Raw genomic sequence first — 22125 nt, forward strand, 5'->3', positions numbered from 1 at the left:
CCACCCCCCCTTTTTATTCAGGCTCCGGGCGTTTTGTTTATGTTTAATTTCCACCGGTTGTTGGTGGGTGCCCGCCGCCCCGGGGGCGGGGCCCCCCGCCAAGGCTGCGCCTCAGGGCGTCAGCAGCACCTTGATCGCGCCGTCGCGCTTCTTCTGGAAGATCTCGTAGCCGAGCGGCGCCTCCTCCAGCGGCATCCGGTGCGTGGCCAGGTCCATGACGCCGAGCGGATCGGCGACATCCATGACCAGCGGCATCAGCCGCGGAATCCAGCGGCGCACGTGCGCCTGCCCCATGCGGATCGTGAGGCCCTTGTCGAACATCTTCAGCATGGGAAGCGGGTCGGTCATCCCGCCGTAGACGCCGGTGACGGAGATCGTGCCGCCCCGCCGTACCGCGTCGATGCAGTCGTGGAGCGCGGCCAGCCGGTCCACGCCCGCGGTGCGCATCAGCGGCGCGGCCAGCGCATCGGGCAGCAGGCCCGTGACGGCCTGACCGAGTTTGGCCACGGGCGAGCCGTGCGCCTCCATGCCGACGGCGTCGATGACCGAGTCGGCGCCCCTGCCCCCGGTCAGGTCGCGCACCTTGTCGGGCACGTGCTGGTCGCGGGCGTCCAGGACCTCGATGTCGTGCCGCCTGGCCATGTCCAGGCGCTCGTCGACGCCGTCGACGCCGATCACCCGGTAGCCGCGGTGCTTGGCGATGCGGGTGCACATCTGGCCGATCGGGCCCAGACCGAACACCACGAGGCTGCCGCCCTCGGGGACGTCGGCCCACTCCACGGCCTGCCACGCGGTGGGCAGCACGTCGGACAGGTACACGAACCTTTCGTCGGGCGGTCCCTCAGGCACGCTGATCGGGCCGAACTGGGCCTGCGGCACCCGCAGGTACTCGGCCTGGCCGCCGGGGACCTCGCCGTAGAGCTTGGTGTAGCCGAACAGGGCGGCGCCCGTGCCGTACTCGCGCACCTGCGTGGTCTCGCACTGCGCGTACAGCTCCCGCTGGCACATGGGGCAGTGCCCGCAGGAGATGTTGAACGGGATCACCACCCGCTCGCCGGGCCTGATGGTGCCGACCGCCGTGCCGACCTCCTCCACCACCCCCATCGCCTCGTGGCCGAGGATGTCGCCCTCGCCCATGAACGGGCCGAGCACCTCGTACAGGTGCAGGTCGGAGCCGCAGATCGCGGTGGTGGTGACCTTGATGATCGCGTCGGTCGGCTCCTTGATCGCCGGGTCGGGGACCTCCTCGACCCTGACGTCGCGCTTGCCGTGCCAGGTGAGTGCCTTCATGTCCGTTCCGCTACCCGAGGCACGACCGTTGGCACCTGCCGACCGCTCCTGCCGACCGCAGGACGGCATGGGGTGTGCCGTTCGGCGCAGAGCGGGGGGCGTGCGGGCGAGCGGAAAGATCGTCCGTGGTAACTCCTGAGGGTGAGAAAGCGAGCGTTCCTGCTGGTCCTGGCCCTCCTCGCGATCCCCGCTCCCGTCCGCGCCGACGCCTGTGACGTCGGCGCCGCCCCCCGCATGGACGTCTACCCTGGCCGCGCCCCCGGCCGGCCTGGCGTGTTCGTCGTCCACGGCGGCTGGTGGTCGCAGGGCGACAAGTCCGACCTCAGCTCGGTCGCGCGGCGCTTCGCGAGCCTGGGCTACGCCGTGTTCAACCTCAACTACCGCCTGTCCGGCACCGCCACCTGGCCCGCGCCGCGCGACGACGTGCTGGCCGCCATCGCCCACGCCCGCGACCACGCCGCCCGCTACGGCTTCGACCCCGACCGCTACGTCATCGTCGGCTTCTCGGCCGGCGGGCACCTGGCGCTGGAGGCCGGAGAGTACGAAGGGGGGCCGGAGGGACTGCGCGGCGTGGTCGGCTTCTCGCCCGTCGTCTCACCCACGAGCGCCTACTGGGCGGGCGGCGCCGCCAACGCCTCGGCCCTGGCCCGCCGCCTGCGCGAGTCGGCCGTCGCCCTGGCGGGCTGCCCGCCGTACCGGTGCCCGGGGACCTGGTCGAGCATGGAGGTCGAGGGCGTCGGCGTCCCGGCGCTCATCGTCCACTCCGCCGGCGAGTTCGTCCCCGCGCGGCCCAGCCTCGCGCTGCACGCCCGCTCGCCGCTGGTGTCGGTGCTGGTGCTGCCCGGCAGCGGCCACAGCACCGCCCTGTACGGCCAGGCGACCGTCGCCGCCGCCGCCGAACGGTGGATCGCCGCCGTGCTCACAGCCTAGGCAGCGCCCTGCCGTACAACCAGTCTGAGAACAGCGGCTCCAGCGGGCGGGAGGTGTGCCGCTGCGCGTGGGCGGCGAACGCGTCGGTGGTGACGGTGCCGTGCCGGTTGTCGGCCGTCCACGCGCGCACCATCGGGAAGAAGGCCGGATCGCCCATCTCCTCCCGCAGCCGGTGCACTGTCAGCGCGCCCCGCTTGTAGACGCGGTCGTCGAACAGGCGGCCGGGCCCCGGGTCGGCGAGCGTGAAGTCCTGCGGCATTTCCGTCAGCCGCTGGTGCCAGCGCTTGGCGTTCGCGGAGGCAGGCTCGCCGCCCGAGGCCTCCGACCAGAGCCATTCGGCGTAGGCGGCGAACCCCTCGTGCAGCCAGATGTCGTTCCAGTTACCGAGGGTCAGGCTGTTGCCGAACCACTGGTGGGCCAGCTCGTGGGCGACCAGCCGCTCGAAGCCGCGCCGCCCGTCGACGTGGTTGCGCCCGAAGATCGACAGCCCCTGCGCCTCGATCGGGATCTCCAGCTCGTCGTCGGCGACGACCGCGGTGTAGCCGTCGAAGGGGAAGGGGCCGAACCTGTCGCTGAACAGCGCCAGCATCTCGCCCTGCCGGGCGAAGTCGTGCCTGACGCGCGTGCCGAGCCTGGCGGGGTAGGCCAGCCCGTCGCCGAGCTGGTAGCGGCCGATCTGGACGCTGGCCAGGTAGGTGGCCATCGGATCGGTGCGGGAGAAGATCCAGGTGGTGGCGCCGCCAGCGCGCCGCTTGTGCACCGGCGCGCCGTTGGTCAGCACCTGGTACGGCGAGGCCGTCGTCACCGTCATGGTGTAGGTGGCCTTGTCGTCCGGCCGGTCGTTGCACGGGAACCAGGAGGGCGCGCCGATCGGCTGGCTGGCCACCAGCGCGCCGTCGCTCAGCTCCTCCCAGCCCACGCCGCCGAAGGGGCTGGAGACCGGCCGCGGCTTGCCCGCGTAGGCGACCTCGACGCCGATCGCCGTCCCCGCCGGTCGCACCCTGCCGAGGTGCACCGTGAGCCGGCCCGCCCGATGCGTGTGCCGGACGCGGACGCCGTCGACCTTGACCGCGGTCACCGTGAACGGGCCCAGGTCGAGCTCCAGGTCGGTCACCGGCTCGGCGGTCTCCACCGACAGCGTGGCCAGGGCGCCCAGCCAGTTCGTCGACACGCGGTAGCGCAGGTCGAGGTCGTAGTGCGTGACACCGAAGCGCGGATCGCCGTGCCCGGGGAAGTAGGGGGTCAGCGCCATGGCGAGATGGGGTTGCCGAACCAGCGCGTCCCGTCGGGCACGTTCTCTCCCCGCATCACCAGTGAGGCGGGGCCGACCGTGGCGTGCGCGCCGATCGTCGCGGCGGGCAACACGACCCCGTGAGGGCCGAGTGTAGCGCCGGTGGCCAGGCCGACCGTGTCGATGCTCATGACCCGATCATGGAACAGGTGCGTCTGCAGGACGCATCCGCGGTTGACGCACGCGCCGTCGCCGAGGCTCACCAGGTCCGCCTCGGGCAGCCAGTAGGTGTGGCAGGTGACTCCACGGCCGACGCGTGCCCCGAGCGAGCGCAGCCACACGTTCAGCGGCGCGGTGCCCAGCCACGGGTCGGCGAACCACGGGGCGGCCAGCACCTCGACGAAGTTGTCTGCCAGCTCGTTGCGCCAGACGAACGAGCTCCACAGCGGCCGGTCACCGGCGGCGATCCGGCCCAGCAGCGCCCACTTGGCCAGGCTCGCGACCGCGGCGGCGAGCACACCGGCCGCCAGCAGCACCACGCCGCTCAGCAGGGCGGCGGCGGCCGTGCCGTACGTGGTGGCGATCCACAGCAGCGCGCCCGCGCTTAGCGCCGCCAGCGCGGCCGTGCAGGTGGCCGGCAGCAGGCGGCACAGCTCGACCAGGGCGCGGGCGGCCTTCAGCCGCGCGGGCGGGTCGTAGGTGCGGCTGCGGTCGCCGTCCTGGCTGGTACGGCGCAGCTCCACCGGCGGCATGCCCAGGTAGGAGGAGCCCGACTTGGCCTTCTTCGGCGTCGCCGACAGCACGCCGACCAGGCCGTCCTTGGGCACCTTGCGGCCCGGCGCGGTCATGCCGGAGTTGCCGAGGAAGGCGCGCTTGCCGATGCGGGCCTCCGCGATGCGCATCCACCCGCCGTCGAGCTCGTAGGGGGCCACCATCGTGTCGTCGGCCAGGAAAGCGCCGTCCCCGACCGAGGTCATGGACGGCAGCGCGAGCACGGTGGACAGCTCCGCGTCACGGCCCACCTTCATGCCGAGCGCGCGCAGCCAGCCCGGCGTCAGGACGCTGGCGTACAGCGGGAACAGCCACACCCTGGCCGAGGCCATCAGCCTGCCCGTCGCCCACGCCTGCCAGGCCGTACGGCTGTGCACGGGATACAGGCCGGCGACCAGGCCGATCGCCAGCAGCCGCACGCCCGCCAGCGTGACCAGCGCGAACACCGCCATCCCCGCCACCGTCGCCACGGGCAGCGCCCACAGCGTGTTCGCCGCCAGCAGCACCGCCAGGCCCGCGCCGACCCCGAGGGCGGGCAGCAGGCTCAGCGCGAGGGCCGAGACCGCGTACACGCCCACCCACAGCCGCGACCTGGGCGGCCGCTCCTCGGCGCGGCGCGCCTTGCCCTGTCTGGAGGCGGGGGCGCCCGCCCACCGCGTGCCGGCCGGGATCGCCCCCTGGACCGCCGAGCCAGGCGCGACCTGCGCGTGCTTGCCGATCTTCGTGCCGGGCAGCAGCGTCGAGCGCGAGCCGACCGCCGCGCCCGCGCCGATCCTGATCTCGCCGACGCGCACCTGGTCGCCGTCGTACCACACGCCGCTCAGGTCGACCTCGGGCTCGACGGAGGCGCCCCTGCCGAGCCTCAGCATGCCGGTGACGGGCGGCGCGGAGTGCAGGTCGGCGTCCGCGCCCACCTGCGCGCCCAGCAGTCGCGCGTACCACGACATCAGCGGAGCGCTGCCCAGGTCGGGCAGCCCGAGCCTGGCCGCGAACTGCTCGGCGAACCACAGCCGCAGATGGACGGCGCCGCCCCGCGGGTAGCGTCCCGGCCTGAGACGGCGCAGCAGCAGGCGGGCGACGGCCGCCGACAGCGCGAGCCGCCCCGGCGGCGACAGCAGCACCAGCGCGCCGGCCGCGACCCACCACCACGACAGCACCGGCGTCCACAGCAGGTTGGCCAGCGCAGCGACTACCACCAACAGGCGCAGCCCCGTCACGGTCATCAGCGGCACCATGAGCGCCGCCTGCGCCATCGAAGCGGGCACCGGCATGGGCGTGACCTGGCGCGCGGGCTCGGGGGCCGGTTGTGACCGCTCGTCGCCCAGCAGGTCGTGGAGGGCGCCGAACGTCGAATGCTCGTAGAGGTCGGCGACCGTCACCGCGGGGTAGCGCAGGCGCAGGGCGGACACCAGCCGCGCCGCCGCCAGGCTGCCGCCCCCCTCGGTGAAGAAATCGGTCTCGGGGCTTTCTGGCGCGACGCCGAGCACCGCCGCCCACTGCTCGGCCAGCCATCCCCGCTGCGCCCGCTGCCGGGGCAGCGGCCACGGCAGGGCGTCGCGGTCGATCTTGCCGGAGGTGCGGGTCGGCAGGTCCTCGACGATCGCCAGGCGGGGCACGAGCGCGGCCGGCAGCCGGTCATGGAGCAGTTCCCTGGCCTCGGCCAGGTCGAAGTCGTCGGCCGCGACGAGGTAGCCGACCAGGAGCTGGCCGCGCACGGCCGCCGCCGCGCCGGCCACGCCGGCCAGCGCCCGCAGGGCCGCGTCCACCTCGCCGAGCTCGATGCGCCGCCCGCCCAGCTTGACCTGCTCGTCGGCGCGGCCGGCGAAGACCAGCCCCTCGGGCTCGGCGCGGACGAGGTCGCCGCTGCGATAGGCGCGCTCCCAGCCCAGGCTGGGCAGCGGCGCGTACTTCTCGGCGTCCTTGACGGGGTCCAGGTAGCGGGCCAGGCCGACGCCGCCGATGATCAGCTCGCCGGTGCCGCCCATCTCGACCGGCTCGCCCCGCTCGTCGACCACCGCCAGGTCCCAGCCGTCCAGCGGCAGCCCGATCCTGACCGGCCCCTCGCCGGTCATCAGCGCGGCGCTGGCCACGACCGTGGCCTCCGTGGGGCCGTAGGTGTTCCAGACCTCTCTGCCGGGTACGGCCAGCCGCGCCGCCAGCTCGGGAGGGCAGGCCTCGCCGCCGAAGATCAGCAGGCGGACGTCGTCGAGCGTCTCGGCCGGCCACAGCGCCGCCAGCGTCGGCACGGTCGAGACGACCGTGATGCCGTGGGCGACCAGCCACGGTCCGAGATCCATGCCGGTGCGCACCAGCGACCGCGGGGCGGCGACCAGGCACGCGCCGTGCCGCCAGGCCAGCCACATCTCCTCGCACGAGGCGTCGAAGGCCACCGACAGCCCGGCCAGCACGCGGTCGCCGGGGCCCAGCGGCCGGTCGGCCAGGAACAGGCCCGCCTCGGCGTCGACGAAGGCGGCGGCGTTGCGGTGGGTGACGGCCACGCCCTTGGGCCTGCCCGTCGAGCCCGAGGTGAAGATGATCCAGGCGTCGTCGTCGACCGTGGGCCCGCCGTCGTGGGTCCAGGGGGCGGGCTCGCCGTACATGGTGATCTTGTCGGTGACCACCGCGCGGACGCCCGCCTCGGAGAAGACCAGCTCGGCGCGCTCGTCGGGGTCGTCGGCGTCGACGGGCACGTAGGCCGCGCCCGCGCTCAGCACGGCGAGGATCGTGATGTAGAGGCCGACGGTGCCGGACGGCACCCGCACGCCCACCCGGTCGCCGCGCCGTACCCCCGCCTCGGTCAGCTCGCCGGCCAGCCGCCGCACGTGGGCGGCGAGCTCGGCGTAGGTCAGTGAGACCTGGCCGTCGTCGAGGGCGGGCGCCCCGGGGTGCGCCGCCGTCGTCGCGTCGAGGATGTCCAGCAGGGTGCGCGGCGGCGCCGCCAGCGGGCCCGCGGCGTAGACGGCAAGCTCTTGCTGATCGACGACGGACGGTAGCAAGGCGAGCTCCTGGGGTTGAAGACAACAGGACGCCAACGTGGCATTGTCCTCCGCTATTCCTTATTTCACAGGACATTCGTGAGCGGCGTCTCTATATATGAGACATATCTTCTTAAAATATGAGAAGTAGGGCTAGTGTGCAGTCCCATGAACGCCGTATATACCCATGGCCACCACGAGTCGGTTCTGCGCTCGCACCGCTGGCGCACCGCCGAGAACTCGGCCGCCTACCTGCTGCCTCACCTGAAGCCGGACATGAAGGTCCTCGACGTCGGCGCGGGCCCTGGCACCATCAGCGCGGACCTGGCGGCCCTGGTCGGCCACCTGACCGTTTCGGAGGTCACCGCCGAGGCGCTGGAGCTGGCCAGGGCGGAGGTGACGGGCCGCGGCCTGACGAACGTCGACTTCGCCGTCGCCGACGTGCACGCGCTCGACCATCCCGACGACACCTTCGGCGTCGTCCATGCCCACCAGGTGCTCCAGCACGTCGGCGACCCCGTCCAGGCGCTGCGCGAGATGCGCAGGGTCACCAAGCCCGGCGGTCTCGTCGCGGTCCGCGACAGCGACTACGCCGCCTTCGCCTGGTATCCGCGCCTGCCCGCGCTGGACGAGTGGATGGCGCTCTACCAGCGGGTCGCCCGCGCCAACGGCGGCGAACCCGACGCCGGGCGGCGCCTGCTGTCATGGGCCCGCGAGGCCGGGTTCACCGACGTCACCGCCACCTCCTCGACCTGGTGCTTCGCCACCGACGAGGACCGGCAGTGGTGGGGCGGCATGTGGGCCGAGCGGATCCTGCGCTCCGACATGGCCCGCCAGGCGCTGGCCTCGGGCGCGGCCACGCAGGCCGACCTGCAGCGGATCTCGGACGGCTGGCGCGAATGGACCGCGCACGGCGACGGATGGATCTCGATCCTGCACGGCGAGATCCTCTGCCGCGTCTGACCTGATCGGTCTAGAGTCCGAGCGTGCGGACCCGCTCCCACGCCGGATCGCGATGTAGCACGACCTCGGTGCCGTCGAGCAGCTCGTCGGGGGCCGACACCATCACGATCTCGCCCGCGGCCTCCATCTGGAGCAGCAGGTCGCGCACCCTCGGGCCGACGGGAAGCCTGCCGGCGGGCAGGTCGAGCATGGTCCTGACGGTGTCGGCGACCTCCGACAGGTGGAAGGGGCCGCGGGCCTGCCGTACGAGGTCGCGGACGATCGGCAGCGTGATGAGCTGCTCGGCCTCCAGGTGGGCCAGCCCCCAGACCATCTGCTCGCGGCGGCGGCCGGTGCCCGCGCACGCGCGACAGGCGCGGGTCAGGCCGGGCGCGAGCTCCTCCTGGGCCGTGCCCAGGCACACGCTGCACATCTCATCGTTCGTCATCGCCCCACACTGTACTAAAACACATTAAACCTATGAGGTTTGCGGGTTATTGACGCGCTGGCCGACCGGGGTGCGAAACTGATGCCATGAGCCCGATCGAGGCCCCTGTGCAGGCCGCCGTCCAGGCCGCACAGTGGATCCGCGCGTGCGCCGTCGACGACGCCCGAGGCCGCCACTGGCACGCGGGCGACCGCGCGGCACTGCCGCACCGGCCCGCCTCGCTCTACTCGGGCGCGGCCGGCATCGTGCTGTTCTTCCTCGAACTGGCCGCGGCCACGGGCGACGACTCCTACCTGGAGGACGCCGCCGAGGGCGCCCGCTACCTCAGCGCTGTCTGGCCCGAACAACGCGACCCCACCTTCCACGACGGCCTGGCCGGGATGGTGTTCGCGCTGGCCGAGGCCGGCTGGGTCATCGACGACGCCTTCACCGTCGCCGCCGCACAAGCCGCCGACCTGCTGGCCGCCGCGGGCCCCACCTGGACGGGCGACCCGTGCCAGCGCGGCGACGGCGGCATCATCCTCACCCTCCTGCACGCCTCCGCGCTGCTCGGCGCGCCCGCCTACGAGCGCGTGGCCGTCGAGGCGGGCCTGCGCATCGCCGACCTGCCCGTGCCTGGCCACCGCTTCGGCCCGGACTCACCCGCAGAGTCGCCCGCCGACCTGCCCGTCGACGCCGTCACCCCCGGCTTCCTTTCCGGTACGGCCGGCACCGCGTTCCTGCTGGCCCGTCTCCACGCGGTGACCGGCGAGCCCCGCTTCCACGACGCGGCCGTCAGGGGCGCCGCCTTCGTCAGAGCGGTCAGCGAGGTCAACGGCTCCTGCGCGCTGGTGCCCCACCACCTCCCGCAGGGCCGCCACCTGCACTATCTCGGGTTCTGCTCAGGCTCGGCCGGAGTGGCCAGGATGTTCCACGAGCTGGGCGACGACGACTGGGTGGAACGGCTGGCGCACGGCATCCTCACCAGCGGCGTGCCGTACCGGCGCACTCCCGGGTTCTGGAACGTCCTGTGCCAGTGCTGCGGCGTGGCGGGGCTGCTGGAGCTGTTCGTCGGCCTGTGGGCGGCCACCGGACACGAGGAGTACCGGGCCTTCGCCCTCATCCTCGGCGAGCACCTGGTCGGCGCGGCGCACCAGGGGCGGTGGTGGCAGGCCTACCGCAGACTGCGCCCCGCCGAGATCACCGCCGACACCGGCTACATGGTGGGCGCCGCCGGCATCGGCGCCGCGCTGCTGCACCTGGACGCGGCCGAGCGCGGCGACGACCGCAGGCTCATCCTGCTGCCTGACAACCCGTTCCCGCTGACGGTGCGCTCAGGGCTGGCGTAACCCGCCCACCCTGATCGCCAGCAGTCGCCCTGGCCACGAGCGGGGGAGGCGGCGTTGTCCTCGACGATCCTGGTGGAGACGGAGTCGTAGACCTTGGCCAGGCTGACCGCGAGCGCCTGCGCGGCGTTCCGCTCGGGAATGAGCAGCCTCTACTCATCTCGATCCCCAAATTCCCGCAAGGTGGGATGAACCAGGACGGCACCATGGTCATCAAACCCGGTGAACAGTTCATCACCAGGTGGGGGATCACGATGACGTACAACAGGCCGGGCCGCTCGACGCTGGTGGCCGCGCTGGCGGGCGCACTGATGGTGGCGGGCCTCGCGCCCGCGGCAGCGGCCGAGCCCGCCCGGGACACGCTCGGTCCGTACGGCCTGGGTGGCGTCCAGCTGGGCATGAACGCCAAGGACGCCAAGGCCACAGGGAAGGTCGTGCGGAAGATGAACGCGGGGCACTGCTCCGGCTGGGACCTGAAGGCCTACCCCTCCGGCCGCGACAGCGTGGGCATGTGGATCTCCAAGAAGCGCGGCGTCGCCATGATCTTCGCGCCGAAGGGCGTCAGGACGCCCCAGGGCATCGGCCTCGGCTCCACAGACAAGCAGCTGCACAAGGCCTACCCCAAGCTGAAGCGCGCCGCCAGCGGCTTCCCCATCGTCACGGTCCCCGGCAACCCGAAGGCCTACTACTACTTCCTGCTGCAGAAGAACCGCATCTACGAGATGGGCCTGGCGCTGACGAACCAGGACTGCGCCAACTAACGGCCGAGCCGCGTCCGCACGACCAGGTCGTGGAGCGCCTGGCCCGCCGAGGCCACCTCCGGCAGGCGCGAGGCCTCGCGCTCCTCCTCCAGCCGCGCCGTCATCCGCGCCACGTCGTCGGCTGCCGAGGCCACAGTCGACGCGGGCCCGTGCTCGGCCTCGCGCTTGGCGGCCACCAGCTCGGGCAGGTAGGCGGGGCCGTACTCCAGCAGCCTGGTCAGGTCGGCCTCCAGCGTCCCCATCCCCTAAGGACGGCCGTGCCCGAAGGCGCCGCGGGATCGGTTTCCGGACTTTCCGGACAGGGCGGAGGTCGAGCGGCTACGCGCCGAGCTCGGCAAGACCCGCCAGGTGATCGAGGTGCAGGGAAAGTTCTTCGCGCTGCTGGATCAGCTCGCCACCAGCAGCCAGACGCCGCCGGATCGGGGTGAGCAGTGACCGAGATCGTACAGGCCGCCCAGGACGAGGCGATCACCGAAGTCGATGGAGGCGTGCCTGGCTATGACGAGGCCAAACGATGCCTATTCATGGTCGTGACACGAGGACTCCGAGCCCGCTGGGGGCGCTCGGACACGGCGCTCGATCTCGTCTCGGATCGGGTGGATCTCCTCCACTGGCTTGTCCACCGGGTCGTGCGAACAGTAACCAACAACAACATCAGAGGGTCAGGATTCGGGCTCTGGCACGAATTTCGTGAGCGGGCTGGCTCAGTCGGCGAGCAGGACACGTTTACGGCAACGGATCCTGCTCTCCTAACCACGCACCGTCACCACCGAATTCGTGCCAGAGCGAGAACCGTACGGTCCCGCAGGGTGCGCCGGTCGAGAGAACCGGCGCACCCTCCAGGTCACCAGGGGAAGTGGCTGCAGCTTCGTTCCCACCTGTGCGACGAGGCTCGGTTGTCGGCCAGGACGTTGGTGCCGGCGAAATAGTCGTTGTCGCCGGGGTCATCCAGGTCGTCGACCCAGTTACCGGGATGGACGCAGAAGTATCCAGTGCTCCCGTCGGCCCCCGCATCACGGTAGACGGCGACGATGCCCCAACCATTGGCGTATCCCCGGTTGTGCACGGAGGAGGTGCGGTCGTTGTCGCTGCCCGCGCACCCCGAGTCGTTGCTGTAGTCGAGGTCGTCGCCGCCGGCGGAGCACAACACCTCACCGCAGTTCTTGTAGCGGTAGAGATACACCTTTCCGTCGAGGGGTTTCTGGCTGCACGCGGCCGCGGTTGAGAACGCTGGCTCCGGATCGACGGCCGCCTCGCTGGTCGGCGTTTCCGACGGGGCCGGTGCTGCGGAGGTGCCCGTGGGATCGGCGGGTGGGGTTTCCGCGTGGGCGGGCGCGAACAAGCCCGCCAGCGTGACCAGGGCGGCCACGCTGAGCAGGAGTCTGACTCTTCTCATCTTGGTGTTCACCTTTCGATGTCGGCTAAGAGCGCTCTGGCTCGGGTCAGTGCCGTCTGTTCCAGTCGGTTCCTCGTCTCGACCTCCTCATCGAAACGGCGGCGCACGATGCCCCCGTAATGCCGTTCGAGCTCGCGGATCGTGTCCGAGAGTGGGGTGGACAGGGCGCACGTGGCCTCGGCTGTGGCCAAAGGGACCTCTTTCGCCGGCTCGAGCTTGGCCAGGCCCGCACGGATGGCGCTGGGGTTGTCGTAGGTGAACCCGGCCGCGCGCATGCAGCCCGCCCAGGCCTTGACGGCCTGCGTGTAGCGGGCGTCGGCGAAGATCTGCGGCACGTAGAGCGGGCTCAAATTGTCGGTGGTACGGCTGACGCGGAACCACAGCCGGAAGTCGCCATAGAGCGCCGTGTCGGCCTCGGCCGAGCAGCCACCAGCGCCTCCGGAGATCGTGGGACCGCTGGGCAACTTGATCGAAACCGTCGCGTCGGAGGAGCCGTACATGGCCTGGCCGAGCCGGGTGCGTTGCGCCTCTGTCAGGCTCTCCAGGTAGCGCCGGTTTGGATTGGCGCGTCTTTCCGCCATGACCTTCTCGCGGATCCGCCGGCCGTACCCGTAGACCTTCGCCCACGCGACGTCATCGAGTACATAGCCGACAGGACGGGTTTCACCCGGATCAGCCGGTTCCGACGGCCAGAAGGAGAATCCCCGTTTCTCCAGGCATCGTCGGATGAGTTCCTGGCGCGCCTGGTCGATGAGTTCACGCTGTTCAGCGGTGATGCCTGGCTGAGCGGGATGAGCGGGCGAGCAGGCAGACAGGGCACTCAAAGACACGGCCAGGCACGCGATCCTGTGACGCTGGCGAGCGAGATATGGCATTCGTCCCCTTCTGTTGCTCGATGGACTGCGCTCTAGGGCGCGAGGGAGGCCGCACGACCTTCGCGCGCAGCGATAGGGACTCGTCACAAGCAGCGCAGGAAGTCGCAGAGCGCAACCGAACCTTGGCCGCAGCTTTGCGACGTGAACTGATTTCGTCGATGACGAGTTGATGACGAGTAGCAGCGTTTGCCGGTGAGTTTGGACAGCGTCACGGTCCGCTTCGTGCTGGTGTCAGTTCACAACACGACGGCAGTCAAGGTCCACGTGTTCCCACCCGAGCTGAAACATCCAGCTCACAGCCACGGAAGACCTCTGCTTCGACAAGACTTTGATAGCTTTGCGACACCCGCCGTAAAGCATGTGAATATGATCAAGAGGCACGCTGAAGATCATCTTCACAGGGGAAGACCTGGCCCGGGTGCGCATCGCCTCGCGCGTCGATGAGCTGTGGGAAATGGCGATGAGCCTGCATGTGCTCCAGAAGTCGGCGGAGGCGGCGCGCTGAACGGCTGGCGGCGACAGGCGCGCGTGGACTTGGCCGAGGCGGGACCTCGCGAGGCACCGATGTCAGGAGCGCAGCCAGGAAGGCTCGATCCTCGGGAGCAAACCTCGCCCTGGTGTCCGGGCGCCGAGATCATTCCGGACAGGCAGCTATAGGGTATTTTAAGCTACAGATTTGAGTGCAAAGTACTCATCCAGCACCTCAAGTGGCGACCGGTAATCCAGAGCCGAATGCAGCCGATCCCAGTTGTAGAAACCCTCGATATAGCGGACGACCTGACCTTTGCCCTGGCTCGTGTGGTGAACACGAACCGGTTGAGCCACTCCGTCTTGATGGCCGAGAAGAACGATTCGGCCATCGTATTGTCGTAGCAAATCACGGTTCGTCCCACCGAGCGGCGGATGCCCAGGTTCTTCAGGAAGCGCCTGAACTCGTCCGAGGTGTAGTTGCTCCTCCTTGAACTCAGGGGAGAAACTCCTGCGGGGAGCGCCACGTACCTACCTCTTCCGGACTACATGTCAGCTTATGTAGCTGCCTGTCCGGAACCTTCGGGGCACCTCAACATCGGCTTCGGTGAAAACCCTGCGCTCTTGGAGTTTTCGCTGGTCGAATGTGGTATTCGGGTCAGCTTGTCGGCGTCGATGCGGGAGCCGTGTGGTGGCGGGTTAGTTGGGTGCCGAGTTCGGTTATCTGGTGCAGCATCATGTTGGCGTGGCGGGTGCTGGTGATCAGCCCGGCCCGGTGCAGTACCTGAGCGTGTTGGCTGGCGTTGGACAGGGAGGCTCCGGTACGGCGAGCGAGTTCGGTGGTGGTGCAACCCACGCCGGAGGCGATGCAGCGCAGCATCTGGGCGCGGGTGGCGCCCAGCAGATCGGCCAGGGACTCTTGGGAGCCGGGGGCGGGCGGCGGGTGGCGGGTGGCCGGGTAGACCAGGACAGGGGGCAGGTGGTGATCGACCAGCGCGACCGGGGTGATCTGGCAGAAGTAGGAGGGGATGAGGGTCAGGCCTCGGCCGCGTAGCTGGATCTCACGGTTGCCCGCGGGGTAGGCGGCCTCCAGAGCCGGGGGGCGCCAGCGCATCGTCGGCGCCAAGCTCGCGAGCATGGTTTCCACGCCGTCGTCGGTCAGATGGCGGGCCAGGCCGGCACGTTCCCGGCCCAGGGCGCTTTCCAGCATCGTGTGGTGGGGGCCGAAGGCGAGGCGGCAGTAGTCGGCCGTCAGGCGGCTCAGGCGGCGGATCGAGCGAGGATCGCCCCGGGCCAGATCCTCCAGGCCGGAGGGCAGGCCGACGTGGGCGCGCAGCAGGTTCATCTCCTGGCGGATGCGTACCCGCGTGGTGTCGGCCAGGGCCTCGATGCCGTGCTTGAGTCCGGCTTGGGCCTCGATCGGTGTCAGGAAGTCGGGGAAGTAGGCCCCCGCCGGGGTCAGGGGGATCAGCACGTCTCGAACCTGCGCGAGCAGACCCGCAGCTGCCAGGTCGGCGCGCACCTGCCGCCGCCAGCTGATCATCGTCGTGCCGCCGCCGCGATCTCTGAGGCGATACAGGCTCATCACCATCTCCCACATCGGATCGACACGGGAGGCGATCCGCACGCGGGCGAGGTCTTCAGCGGTGAAAACGATTCTTAAAGTGCCCCTGGTCATGCCCACAGGTTTCCCGTTGCCGATAGCAAACGAATCAACACCGGTCGTCCGAAGGCCTTCGGCGGCCGCCACAGTTGCGCCATAGCCCCGGTTCACGTCCAGGGAGATGGTGTGCGGGCTATCACAGCCGGGACCTCCGCACCTCGATCAGGAACTCCTCCACCGCCGCGCGATCGGGCCGGGCGGGCAGCACGCTGCGCGGCAGCGCCCGCTCGAAGGCGGCCGTCAGCGAGGCGCGCCAGGCCTGCAGCTCCTCCCACGACATCTCGCCCCGCCTGACCTCGAGCAGCCGCTCGCGGTGCGCGCCGACGTCCACCAGCGGCTGGCCGCGCTCGACCAGGTGGGTGCCGCTCAGCAGCAGCCTGATCATGTGCATGGCCTGCTTCCACCGGGGCGCGGCCGGGTCGAGGCGGCGGAACTGCGCGTCGGCGTAGCGCGCGAACGTCTGGTGGGCCCGCTGCGACAGGAACGCCTTCCGCAGGCCCAGCAGCCGCACGCCCGCGGGCGTGACCAGCTCGACCAGCGGCGACCACAGCGTCTCCAGCACCGTCGGGTTGGCCTCCAGCGCCAGCACGCAGAAGCGCTCCACCTCCCACGAGAACTGCTCGGGCAGCGGACCGTCGCGGTGGGTCGGCGGCTTGTCGAGCCGCCAGAACGCCTCGGTGGGCGCCACGAACACGCCCCTCCTGTCGGTGTCGGAGGAGGGCATGTCGAGACCGTAGGCCCGGGAGCCGGTGATCACCGACAGGATCAGGTCGTCCGTGCTCATGTCCCCGCCTCCAGGCCGCCGACCAGGTCGGCGGCCTCCATCCGCCGCACCTCGCCGAGCCCTCCCGGGTACAGGGCGTAGGTCTGGACGCCGGTATCCAACTCCACGTCGCCGGTGACGAGCGCGGCCCAGTCGACGCCGGTCAGGCCGCCGGAGTGCTCGACGCCGCCCGCCCCGGCCGTCAGCCGGTCGGCGAACGCGCCGACGGGCTCGTCCTCGCGCCGCCGGAAGCGCAGCACGCTGTCGCCGCGCCGTACCAGCACCGTGCCGGCCCGCGCCGCGGCGTGCCAGCACGCCACCTCCCACAGCGTCACCCGCCCGCCGGCCATCTGCCCGTCAGTCGCCCGCCTGTCAGTCACCCTCCCGCCGGTCACCCGCCCGTCAGTCGCCTGCCCGCCGGGCCCGAACGCGCTCTCCATCGCCCGGCCCACCCTGGCCAGCTCCTCGGAGGTGCTCGCCACGCTGTGGAAGCGGCCGCTGGCCGACAGGTTCAGCTCGGCCCAGCGCATCGTGCCCGCCCACAGGTCGGCCACCAGCGGCACCAGGATCCTGGCCGCGCCCGTCAGGTCGAAGCGTTGCCGTACGGCCAGCGGATCGAACAACCCGTCAGGCGCGCGCATGAACCCGGCGAACCCGCGCACCAGCAGCTCGAACGGCACGTCGTTGTAGCTGAAGACGACCGGCACCACGTAGCGCCCGCCCATCCCGGCCAGCTTGGCGACGTCGAGGTCGACGAACTCCGATGAGCCGAGCGGCTCCGGCGCCGAGGTCAGGTCGCCCGAGTGCACGAGCGCGTCGTCGCCCAGGCGCAGGCTGGTGTAGTCGCACAGGCCGACGAACTCCCACGTGGTGTCGAACACCGCCACCGACAGGTCGAGGTCGACGCGGGTGCCCTCGGGCTCGGCCCAGTGCAGGAACAGCCTGACCACCTGCTCGGCGGGGATCGGCTGCACGCTGCCGCGCGCCAGCCGTACCAGCGACGTGGTGGCGGCCCGCTCGGAGGTCGGCGCGACCAGGGCGGCCAGCCCCTCGTCGAGCAGCGCGCACGACACGGCGGGCAGCCCGTCCGCCCGCCGCAGCAGCTCGCCGGAGATCAGCTCGGCGGCGCTGCCCGCCGCGGCCTCGGGCAGCGGCGCGCGCTCGTCGTCGCGGGTGTGGAAGCGCGCGCCGCCGCCCCTGGGCAGGAACAGTCGCGTGCCACCGGGCTGGGTGCGCAGCTGGCCGAGCGCCGACATCAGCACGCCGGGCGCGATCGAGCGCAGCGCGGGCTCCAGCGAGCCCGCTACCAGCTCGGGAGACAGGCGCAGCAACTGGCTCAGGCGGCGGCCCAGCTCGCCGGGACGGCGCGAGAGCAGGGCGAGCGCCCGCTCGCCGTCCTTGGCGGCCAGCGCCCGCTCCACGTGCGTCCCGAACGTGGTCACCCGCAGCCGCCCGTCGCGCACGGCCAGCAGCTCGGGATGGGCCGCCGCCCGCTCCAGCAGCGCCCCGCCGAACGCGGTCGCCGGGTCGAGCCTGGTGCCGCGCAGCGCGGCGAAGGCCAGCGCCGCGTCGGGATGGCGGGCGTGGTGCTCGTGCGGGTGCAGCACCTCCGCCATGCGCTTCCACTGCTCGCCGTGGCGGTGCAGGTCCTCGATCAGGTACGGCATCGCGAAACCGTCCAGCGCGCCGAGCAGCGTCCTGCGCAGCCGCCTGGGCAGCGAGACGCGTTGCTCGGGCCTGGTGCGCACGCCGGGGTCGGCGCCCATGAGCACGTACATGAGCCTGAGCACGTCGGTCGCCGTGCCCAGATGGCGGGCCAGCAGCTCCGCTGCCGGTCCGAGGTCGGGGCGGGCGACCCTGGGCGCGGCCCGTACGGTGCCCGGCGCGGTGAGCGCGGCGGCCAGCGCGATCGCCCTGGTCTCCTTGACGGCGATGACCTCAGGCAGCCATCCGGCCGAGCGCGGCCAGTAGGCGTCCATCAGCGCCAGCAGGTCGCCGCGCTCGTCGGCCGGCATCGGCGTCTGCCTCGACAGCATCGAGACGGCCAGCTCGCGCGCGGCGGCGTCCGGGTCGCGGCACAGATGCAGCAGGGTCGTGCCGAAGGTGGCCACGCGGGCGGCGTGCTCCCGCCCGGCTGTGGGGTTCAGGGCTGTGGGGATCAGGAAGGGGTCGGCGGGGTCGATCCTGCGGTGGCAGATCGGGCACGCGCTGAAGTCGGAGCCGTCCCAGCAGGAGCGGCACACCAGGTGCGCGCACGGCGCGACGGGGTGCACCGTGCCGGTTCTGCCGCACAGCACGCACGGCCGGCGCGGCTCCTGCAGCAGCAGGGTGAAGACGCGGCGCACGAAGAAGTCGCCGGTGTCGCTCGGCACGCTCTCCGGGAACTTCCTGAATAGCGGCACATGGTGGACGTCCGCGCCGAGCCTGGCGGCGGCGCCGCGGAGCAGGCGCGTGCCCGCCGCAGCCAGGTCGGGCACCTGCATCGCGGCCAGCGCCTGACGCAGCTCGGCCGACAGCAGGAAGCCGTACTGCAGCAGCTCGCCCTCCAGGGCGGCGACGCCGTCGGCGGCGCTCACCTGCCGCTGGGGCGTGACCTGCTGCGACTCGGCGGCCATGAGGTCGGGCGCCACCAGGTTCCTCCTGCGCAGCAGCACGTCAGCGGGTCCGATCACCGGGGGCACCTCCTCGCGCGGGGCATGAAAAAAGGGTGGAGAGCGGAAGCGCTGGGAGCCTTGAGGTTAAGGAGAAGGAAGCGCGTCCAGGAGCCACCCTTGATCGCCCACCTTACCGGCGGAACCCGCAAAAAGGACACCAGGTTTCCGCCCGCGGGCACCGTGATGCTTGCGCGCCCGGGGTCGGGCTTGGTCTGATCGAGGTGTGAGCGAGCTTGACTGGGGCGCCGCCGCGCGCGGGATCACCTGGGACGTCGAACCACGCACCGTCTTCGGCGAAGGGCGGTGGTTTCCCGACGGACGGCTCAACACCTGCTTCAACGCCCTCGACCGGCACGTCGAGAGCGGGAGGGGCGAGCAGGCCGCGCTCATCTACGACAGTCCCGTCACCGGGGTCAAGCGCACCTACACCTACGCCGCCCTGCGCGAGGAGGTGGCCAGCACCGCGGGCATGCTGCGCGACCTCGGAGTCGGCAAGGGCGACACCGTCGTCATCTACATGCCGATGGTTCCTGAGGCGGCCATCGCGATGCTGGCCTGCGCCAGGCTCGGCGCGGTCCACTCGGTGGTCTTCGGCGGATTCGCCGCAGCCGAGCTGGCCGTGCGCATCGACCACGCCAGGCCCAAGGTCGTGCTCAGCGCCTCGTGCGGGATCGAGGTCAGCAGGGTCGTGCCGTACAAGCCGCTGCTGGACGCGGCGCTGGCGCAGGCCACGCACCGTCCTGCCGCCACCGTCATCCTGCAGCGGCCCGAGCACCCCGCCGAGCTGGGCGAGGGCCAGCATGACTGGGCCGGTTTCGACAGCGAGCCGGCCGGCTGCGTGAGCGTCGCGGCGACCGACCCGCTCTACATCCTCTACACCTCCGGCACCACGGGCTCGCCCAAGGGCGTGCTGCGCGACAACGGTGGTCACGCCGTGGCGCTGCACTGGAGCATGTCCCACGTGTACGGCGCCGCCCCCGGCGAGGTGTTCTGGGCCGCCTCCGACGTCGGCTGGGTGGTCGGCCACTCCTACATCGTCTACGGGCCGCTGCTGGCCGGATGCACCACTGTGCTGTACGAGGGCAAGCCGGTCGGCACCCCCGACCCCGGCGCGTTCTGGCGGGTGGTCGCCGAGCACGACGTGCGGACGCTGTTCACCGCGCCGACCGCGATCCGCGCCATCAAGAAGGAGGACCCCACCGGCTCCTACCTGCGCAAACACGACCTGCGTCATCTGTTCCTGGCCGGTGAGCGGCTCGACCCCGACACCTACCACTGGGCCACCGACCTGCTGGGCGTCCCGGTGATCGACCACTGGTGGCAGACCGAGACCGGCTGGCCGGTCGCCGCCAACTGCGTCGGCATCGAGACCCTGCCGATCAAGCCTGGCTCGCCCACCAAACCCGTCCCCGGATACGACGTGCGCGTCCTCGACCCGCAGGGTGAGGAGTGCCCGCCGGGCGTCGAGGGCGCGGTGGTGATCAAGCTGCCGCTGCCGCCCGGCTGTCTGCCCACCCTGTACCGCGACGACGAGCGCTTCCACGCCGCCTACCTGTCGCGCTTCCCCGGCTACTACCTGACCGGCGACGGCGGCTACTTCGACGACGACGGCTACCTGTTCGTCATGGGCCGCACCGACGACGTCATCAACGTCGCGGGTCACCGCCTGTCGACGGGGGCGATGGAGGAGGTCATCGCGGGCCACCCGGACGTGGCCGAGTGCGCGGTGATCGGCGTGGCCGACGAGTTGAAGGGCCAGCTCCCGCTCGGGCTCGTCGTGCTGAAGGCGGGCGTCGACCGTCCGGAGCAGGAGGTGGAGGCCGAGCTGGTCGCGCTGGTCAGGCAGCGGATCGGCCCGGTGGCGGCCTTCCGCAGGGCGGTCGTCGTGGCCCGGCTGCCCAAGACGCGCTCGGGCAAGATCCTGCGGAGCACCATGCGGGCCATCGCCGCGGGCGCCGACTACCAGACGCCCTCCACGATCGAGGATCCGGCCGCGCTGGAGGAGATCGCCGAGGCGATCGGCGGATAAACGGCGCCGGGAGCAGGTCTCCGGTGTGGTGCTGATCGCGCTGGCGTGCGGTTGGTGGCCGAGGCCCGATAGCGTGGCTGGCATGACGAACGACCTGGCGACCCTGGTGCGGCAGACGGAGGACGACGATCCGCTGATGGCGCTGCGGGCGACCGCCGCGCTGCGTCGCGAGATCGAGCGCATGGAGGCGGTCCAGGTGCGCAGGGCCAGGGTCAAGGGTTTGGCGTGGTCGACGATCGCCGACGCGATCGGCGTGACCAAGCAGGCCGTACACAAGAAGTACGGCGGGCGGGGCCTGCTCGGCGGAGGAATGTAGCCAACCGCCCGGTACGCCCAGACCGTGGCCAGGACATCGCGACCGGCGGGCACTCCTCAGCGGCCGCCCAGGGCATCCAGCAGCCGCTCGTACGTCGGAGCCAGTCGGCGCAGCCCTGCCGCGAGCGCCGCGTCGTCGCCCGACACGACGGGACCCTGCAGGCCGCCCACGATGCGGGCCTGCTCCGCCGCCACGGCGGCACCCGCGTCGAGGCCGAGAGACGACAGGCAGACCGCCAGGTCGTTGGAGCGGCGGGCGCCAACCCGTACCGCGAACGCCTGCCACACTGCTCTGGTCTCGGCATCCAGCCCTTCCTCCACCAGCTCGGCCGTGCGTTCGGCGGCCTCGGCCTGCCCCAGCGTGCCCGCGGAGACGGCCACGTCCGTTCGGCCCGCCAGCCAGGCCAGCCCGGCGGGCAGCGATCTGCGCAGCGCCTCATCCGGCGCCACCCGCACCTGCCGGGCGAACCCCGACCGCATGGCGAACGGCCGCTCCAGATAGCTGATCAGCTCACCGCGCCACGCATCGACGAAGGCCCCGATCGGAAGGGTGGCGTACGGGTAGCCCTGTGGGTCGTGCGCGAGCACCATGTCGTCGCCCACCTTCAGCACCACCAGGTAGTGGTCGGCGCCGATCGCCTTGCCCGACCCCGGCTGGTACGCCAGCAGGCCGAGCTCCAGCGGCCCTGCCAGCACCGGCCCGTCCTGGCAGGCGCGGCGGAGCCGCTCCAGCGCCGCGTCGGCCGGACCGCCGTCCGCGCGCTCGCAGGTCCAGCCCAGCAGGTCGATGGCGGCGTCGAGCCCGATCTCAGGATCCCACCCGAACGGGTCGAACAGCGGCAGGCGCCCGCTGATGAGCTGCATTCCGTACGGGGAACCCGTCAGGACCTCGATCACGGCCGGAGGCGGGGCTTCGGCGCCCAGCAGCATCGCGAGGGAGTTGGCGTAGCAGTACGGCCCTGAGCCGACGTAGGGGAGCGACATACGGGACACCGTGCCGCCTGACACGGTGTCAGGGTCAAGCCGACGCTGGGGGCAGGGTGGGCCGGTGACGTGCAGGTCCTGTCCATGCCGCGCAGCCTGGCCTCCAGCGCCTGCTTGGGCAGGCGGTCGCGCGCAACGCCTCGCGCCGCTTCTGCGGGCTGGCCTGTCAGAACCGGGCGAAGGCCACGGCCTACCGCGCCCGCCGCGGATCTACTTTGTAAAGGGGCTCGGCTGGTTCACGGCCTGCCCGGACGGAGCGACACCGCCGACGCCGACATGAACAGGCAGAGCACGACAGGGATGGC

The 22125-nt window shown here is 71.4% G+C and carries 18 protein-coding genes; 7 read left to right on the forward strand and 11 right to left on the reverse strand.

The genetic code is table 11. The features are described 5' to 3' along the window. Positions 1–111 precede the first annotated feature (111 nt). On the reverse strand, positions 112–1290 hold the full coding sequence (locus ACFXJ8_RS34240) for a zinc-dependent alcohol dehydrogenase (protein ID WP_379648142.1): 1179 nt from the start codon (positions 1288–1290) through the stop codon (positions 112–114). Positions 1291–1431: 141 nt separating this feature from the next. Between ACFXJ8_RS34240 and ACFXJ8_RS34245 the strand changes: the two genes are divergently transcribed. Continuing rightward, positions 1432–2220 (forward strand): alpha/beta hydrolase, encoded by a 789-nt coding sequence (locus tag ACFXJ8_RS34245; protein WP_379648143.1) that lies wholly within the window; start codon positions 1432–1434, stop codon positions 2218–2220. On the opposite strand, the gene ACFXJ8_RS34250 is transcribed toward ACFXJ8_RS34245, so the two are convergent. Together ACFXJ8_RS34250 and ACFXJ8_RS34255 are read right to left on the reverse strand one after the other, a co-directional pair. Then, positions 2210–3472, reverse strand: a complete 1263-nt coding sequence (locus ACFXJ8_RS34250) for a M1 family metallopeptidase (RefSeq protein WP_379648144.1) — start codon at positions 3470–3472, stop codon at positions 2210–2212. The genes ACFXJ8_RS34245 and ACFXJ8_RS34250 overlap by 11 nt on opposite strands. Continuing rightward, entirely contained in the window at positions 3463–7218 is a 3756-nt protein-coding gene (locus tag ACFXJ8_RS34255; protein WP_379648145.1) for a Pls/PosA family non-ribosomal peptide synthetase, read from the reverse strand. Before ACFXJ8_RS34255 ends, ACFXJ8_RS34250 begins: the two co-directional genes overlap by 10 nt. Before the next feature lie 147 nt (positions 7219–7365). Here ACFXJ8_RS34255 and ACFXJ8_RS34260 point away from each other — a divergent pair, with 147 nt between their 5' ends. Beyond that, positions 7366–8160: a class I SAM-dependent methyltransferase gene (locus tag ACFXJ8_RS34260; RefSeq protein WP_379648146.1), complete on the forward strand. Its 795-nt coding sequence runs from the start codon at positions 7366–7368 to the stop codon at positions 8158–8160. Positions 8161–8170: 10 nt separating this feature from the next. On the opposite strand, the gene ACFXJ8_RS34265 is transcribed toward ACFXJ8_RS34260, so the two are convergent. Next, positions 8171–8587 (reverse strand): hypothetical protein, encoded by a 417-nt coding sequence (locus ACFXJ8_RS34265; RefSeq protein WP_379648147.1) that lies wholly within the window; start codon positions 8585–8587, stop codon positions 8171–8173. 86 nt (positions 8588–8673) lie between these two features. Here ACFXJ8_RS34265 and ACFXJ8_RS34270 point away from each other — a divergent pair, with 86 nt between their 5' ends. Both ACFXJ8_RS34270 and ACFXJ8_RS34275 read left to right on the forward strand, forming a co-directional pair. Beyond that, on the forward strand, positions 8674–9915 hold the full coding sequence (locus tag ACFXJ8_RS34270; protein ID WP_379648148.1) for a lanthionine synthetase LanC family protein: 1242 nt from the start codon (positions 8674–8676) through the stop codon (positions 9913–9915). A gap of 185 nt (positions 9916–10100) precedes the next feature. Further along, positions 10101–10673, forward strand: a complete 573-nt coding sequence (locus tag ACFXJ8_RS34275) for a hypothetical protein (protein ID WP_379648149.1) — start codon at positions 10101–10103, stop codon at positions 10671–10673. On the opposite strand, the gene ACFXJ8_RS34280 is transcribed toward ACFXJ8_RS34275, so the two are convergent. The 6 genes from ACFXJ8_RS34280 to ACFXJ8_RS34305 all read right to left on the reverse strand — a co-directional run bounded on the left by ACFXJ8_RS34280 (position 10670) and on the right by ACFXJ8_RS34305 (position 18510). Then, complete coding sequence (locus tag ACFXJ8_RS34280; protein ID WP_379648150.1) at positions 10670–10915, reverse strand: hypothetical protein; 246 nt, start codon at positions 10913–10915, stop codon at positions 10670–10672. The two genes, ACFXJ8_RS34275 and ACFXJ8_RS34280, sit on opposite strands and share 4 nt — an antisense overlap. Positions 10916–11517: 602 nt before the next feature. Beyond that, a complete protein-coding gene (locus ACFXJ8_RS34285; protein ID WP_379648151.1) occupies positions 11518–12069 on the reverse strand; it encodes a hypothetical protein in 552 nt (183 codons plus the stop codon). 8 nt (positions 12070–12077) lie between these two features. Next, positions 12078–12944 (reverse strand): hypothetical protein, encoded by an 867-nt coding sequence (locus ACFXJ8_RS34290; protein ID WP_379648152.1) that lies wholly within the window; start codon positions 12942–12944, stop codon positions 12078–12080. A gap of 1126 nt (positions 12945–14070) precedes the next feature. Then, a complete protein-coding gene (locus ACFXJ8_RS34295) occupies positions 14071–15186 on the reverse strand; it encodes an ArsR/SmtB family transcription factor (protein WP_379648153.1) in 1116 nt (371 codons plus the stop codon). Positions 15187–15211: 25 nt separating this feature from the next. Next, positions 15212–15859 carry a DNA polymerase beta superfamily protein gene (locus tag ACFXJ8_RS34300; RefSeq protein ID WP_379648154.1) on the reverse strand — a complete coding sequence of 216 codons (648 nt, stop codon included), beginning with the start codon at positions 15857–15859 and terminating at the stop codon, positions 15212–15214. Continuing rightward, a complete protein-coding gene (locus ACFXJ8_RS34305) occupies positions 15856–18510 on the reverse strand; it encodes an MXAN_6230/SCO0854 family RING domain-containing protein (RefSeq protein WP_379648155.1) in 2655 nt (884 codons plus the stop codon). Before ACFXJ8_RS34305 ends, ACFXJ8_RS34300 begins: the two co-directional genes overlap by 4 nt. A gap of 205 nt (positions 18511–18715) precedes the next feature. Here ACFXJ8_RS34305 and ACFXJ8_RS34310 point away from each other — a divergent pair, with 205 nt between their 5' ends. Next, a complete protein-coding gene (locus ACFXJ8_RS34310; RefSeq protein ID WP_379648156.1) occupies positions 18716–20521 on the forward strand; it encodes an AMP-binding protein in 1806 nt (601 codons plus the stop codon). 82 nt (positions 20522–20603) lie between these two features. Next, a complete protein-coding gene (locus ACFXJ8_RS34315; protein ID WP_379648157.1) occupies positions 20604–20837 on the forward strand; it encodes a hypothetical protein in 234 nt (77 codons plus the stop codon). Between the two features lie 56 nt (positions 20838–20893). On the opposite strand, the gene ACFXJ8_RS34320 is transcribed toward ACFXJ8_RS34315, so the two are convergent. Beyond that, positions 20894–21820, reverse strand: coding sequence for a hypothetical protein (locus ACFXJ8_RS34320; RefSeq protein WP_379648158.1), 927 nt, complete (start codon positions 21818–21820; stop codon positions 20894–20896). Between the two features lie 110 nt (positions 21821–21930). On the opposite strand from ACFXJ8_RS34320, the gene ACFXJ8_RS34325 reads away from it, so the two are divergent. Then, complete coding sequence (locus ACFXJ8_RS34325; protein ID WP_379648273.1) at positions 21931–22041, forward strand: CGNR zinc finger domain-containing protein; 111 nt, start codon at positions 21931–21933, stop codon at positions 22039–22041. Positions 22042–22125: the final 84 nt, after the last annotated feature.

Origin of the sequence: Nonomuraea sp. NPDC059194 (genome assembly GCF_042754765.1) — a bacterium.
Classification (GTDB): Bacteria; Actinomycetota; Actinomycetes; order Streptosporangiales; family Streptosporangiaceae; genus Nonomuraea.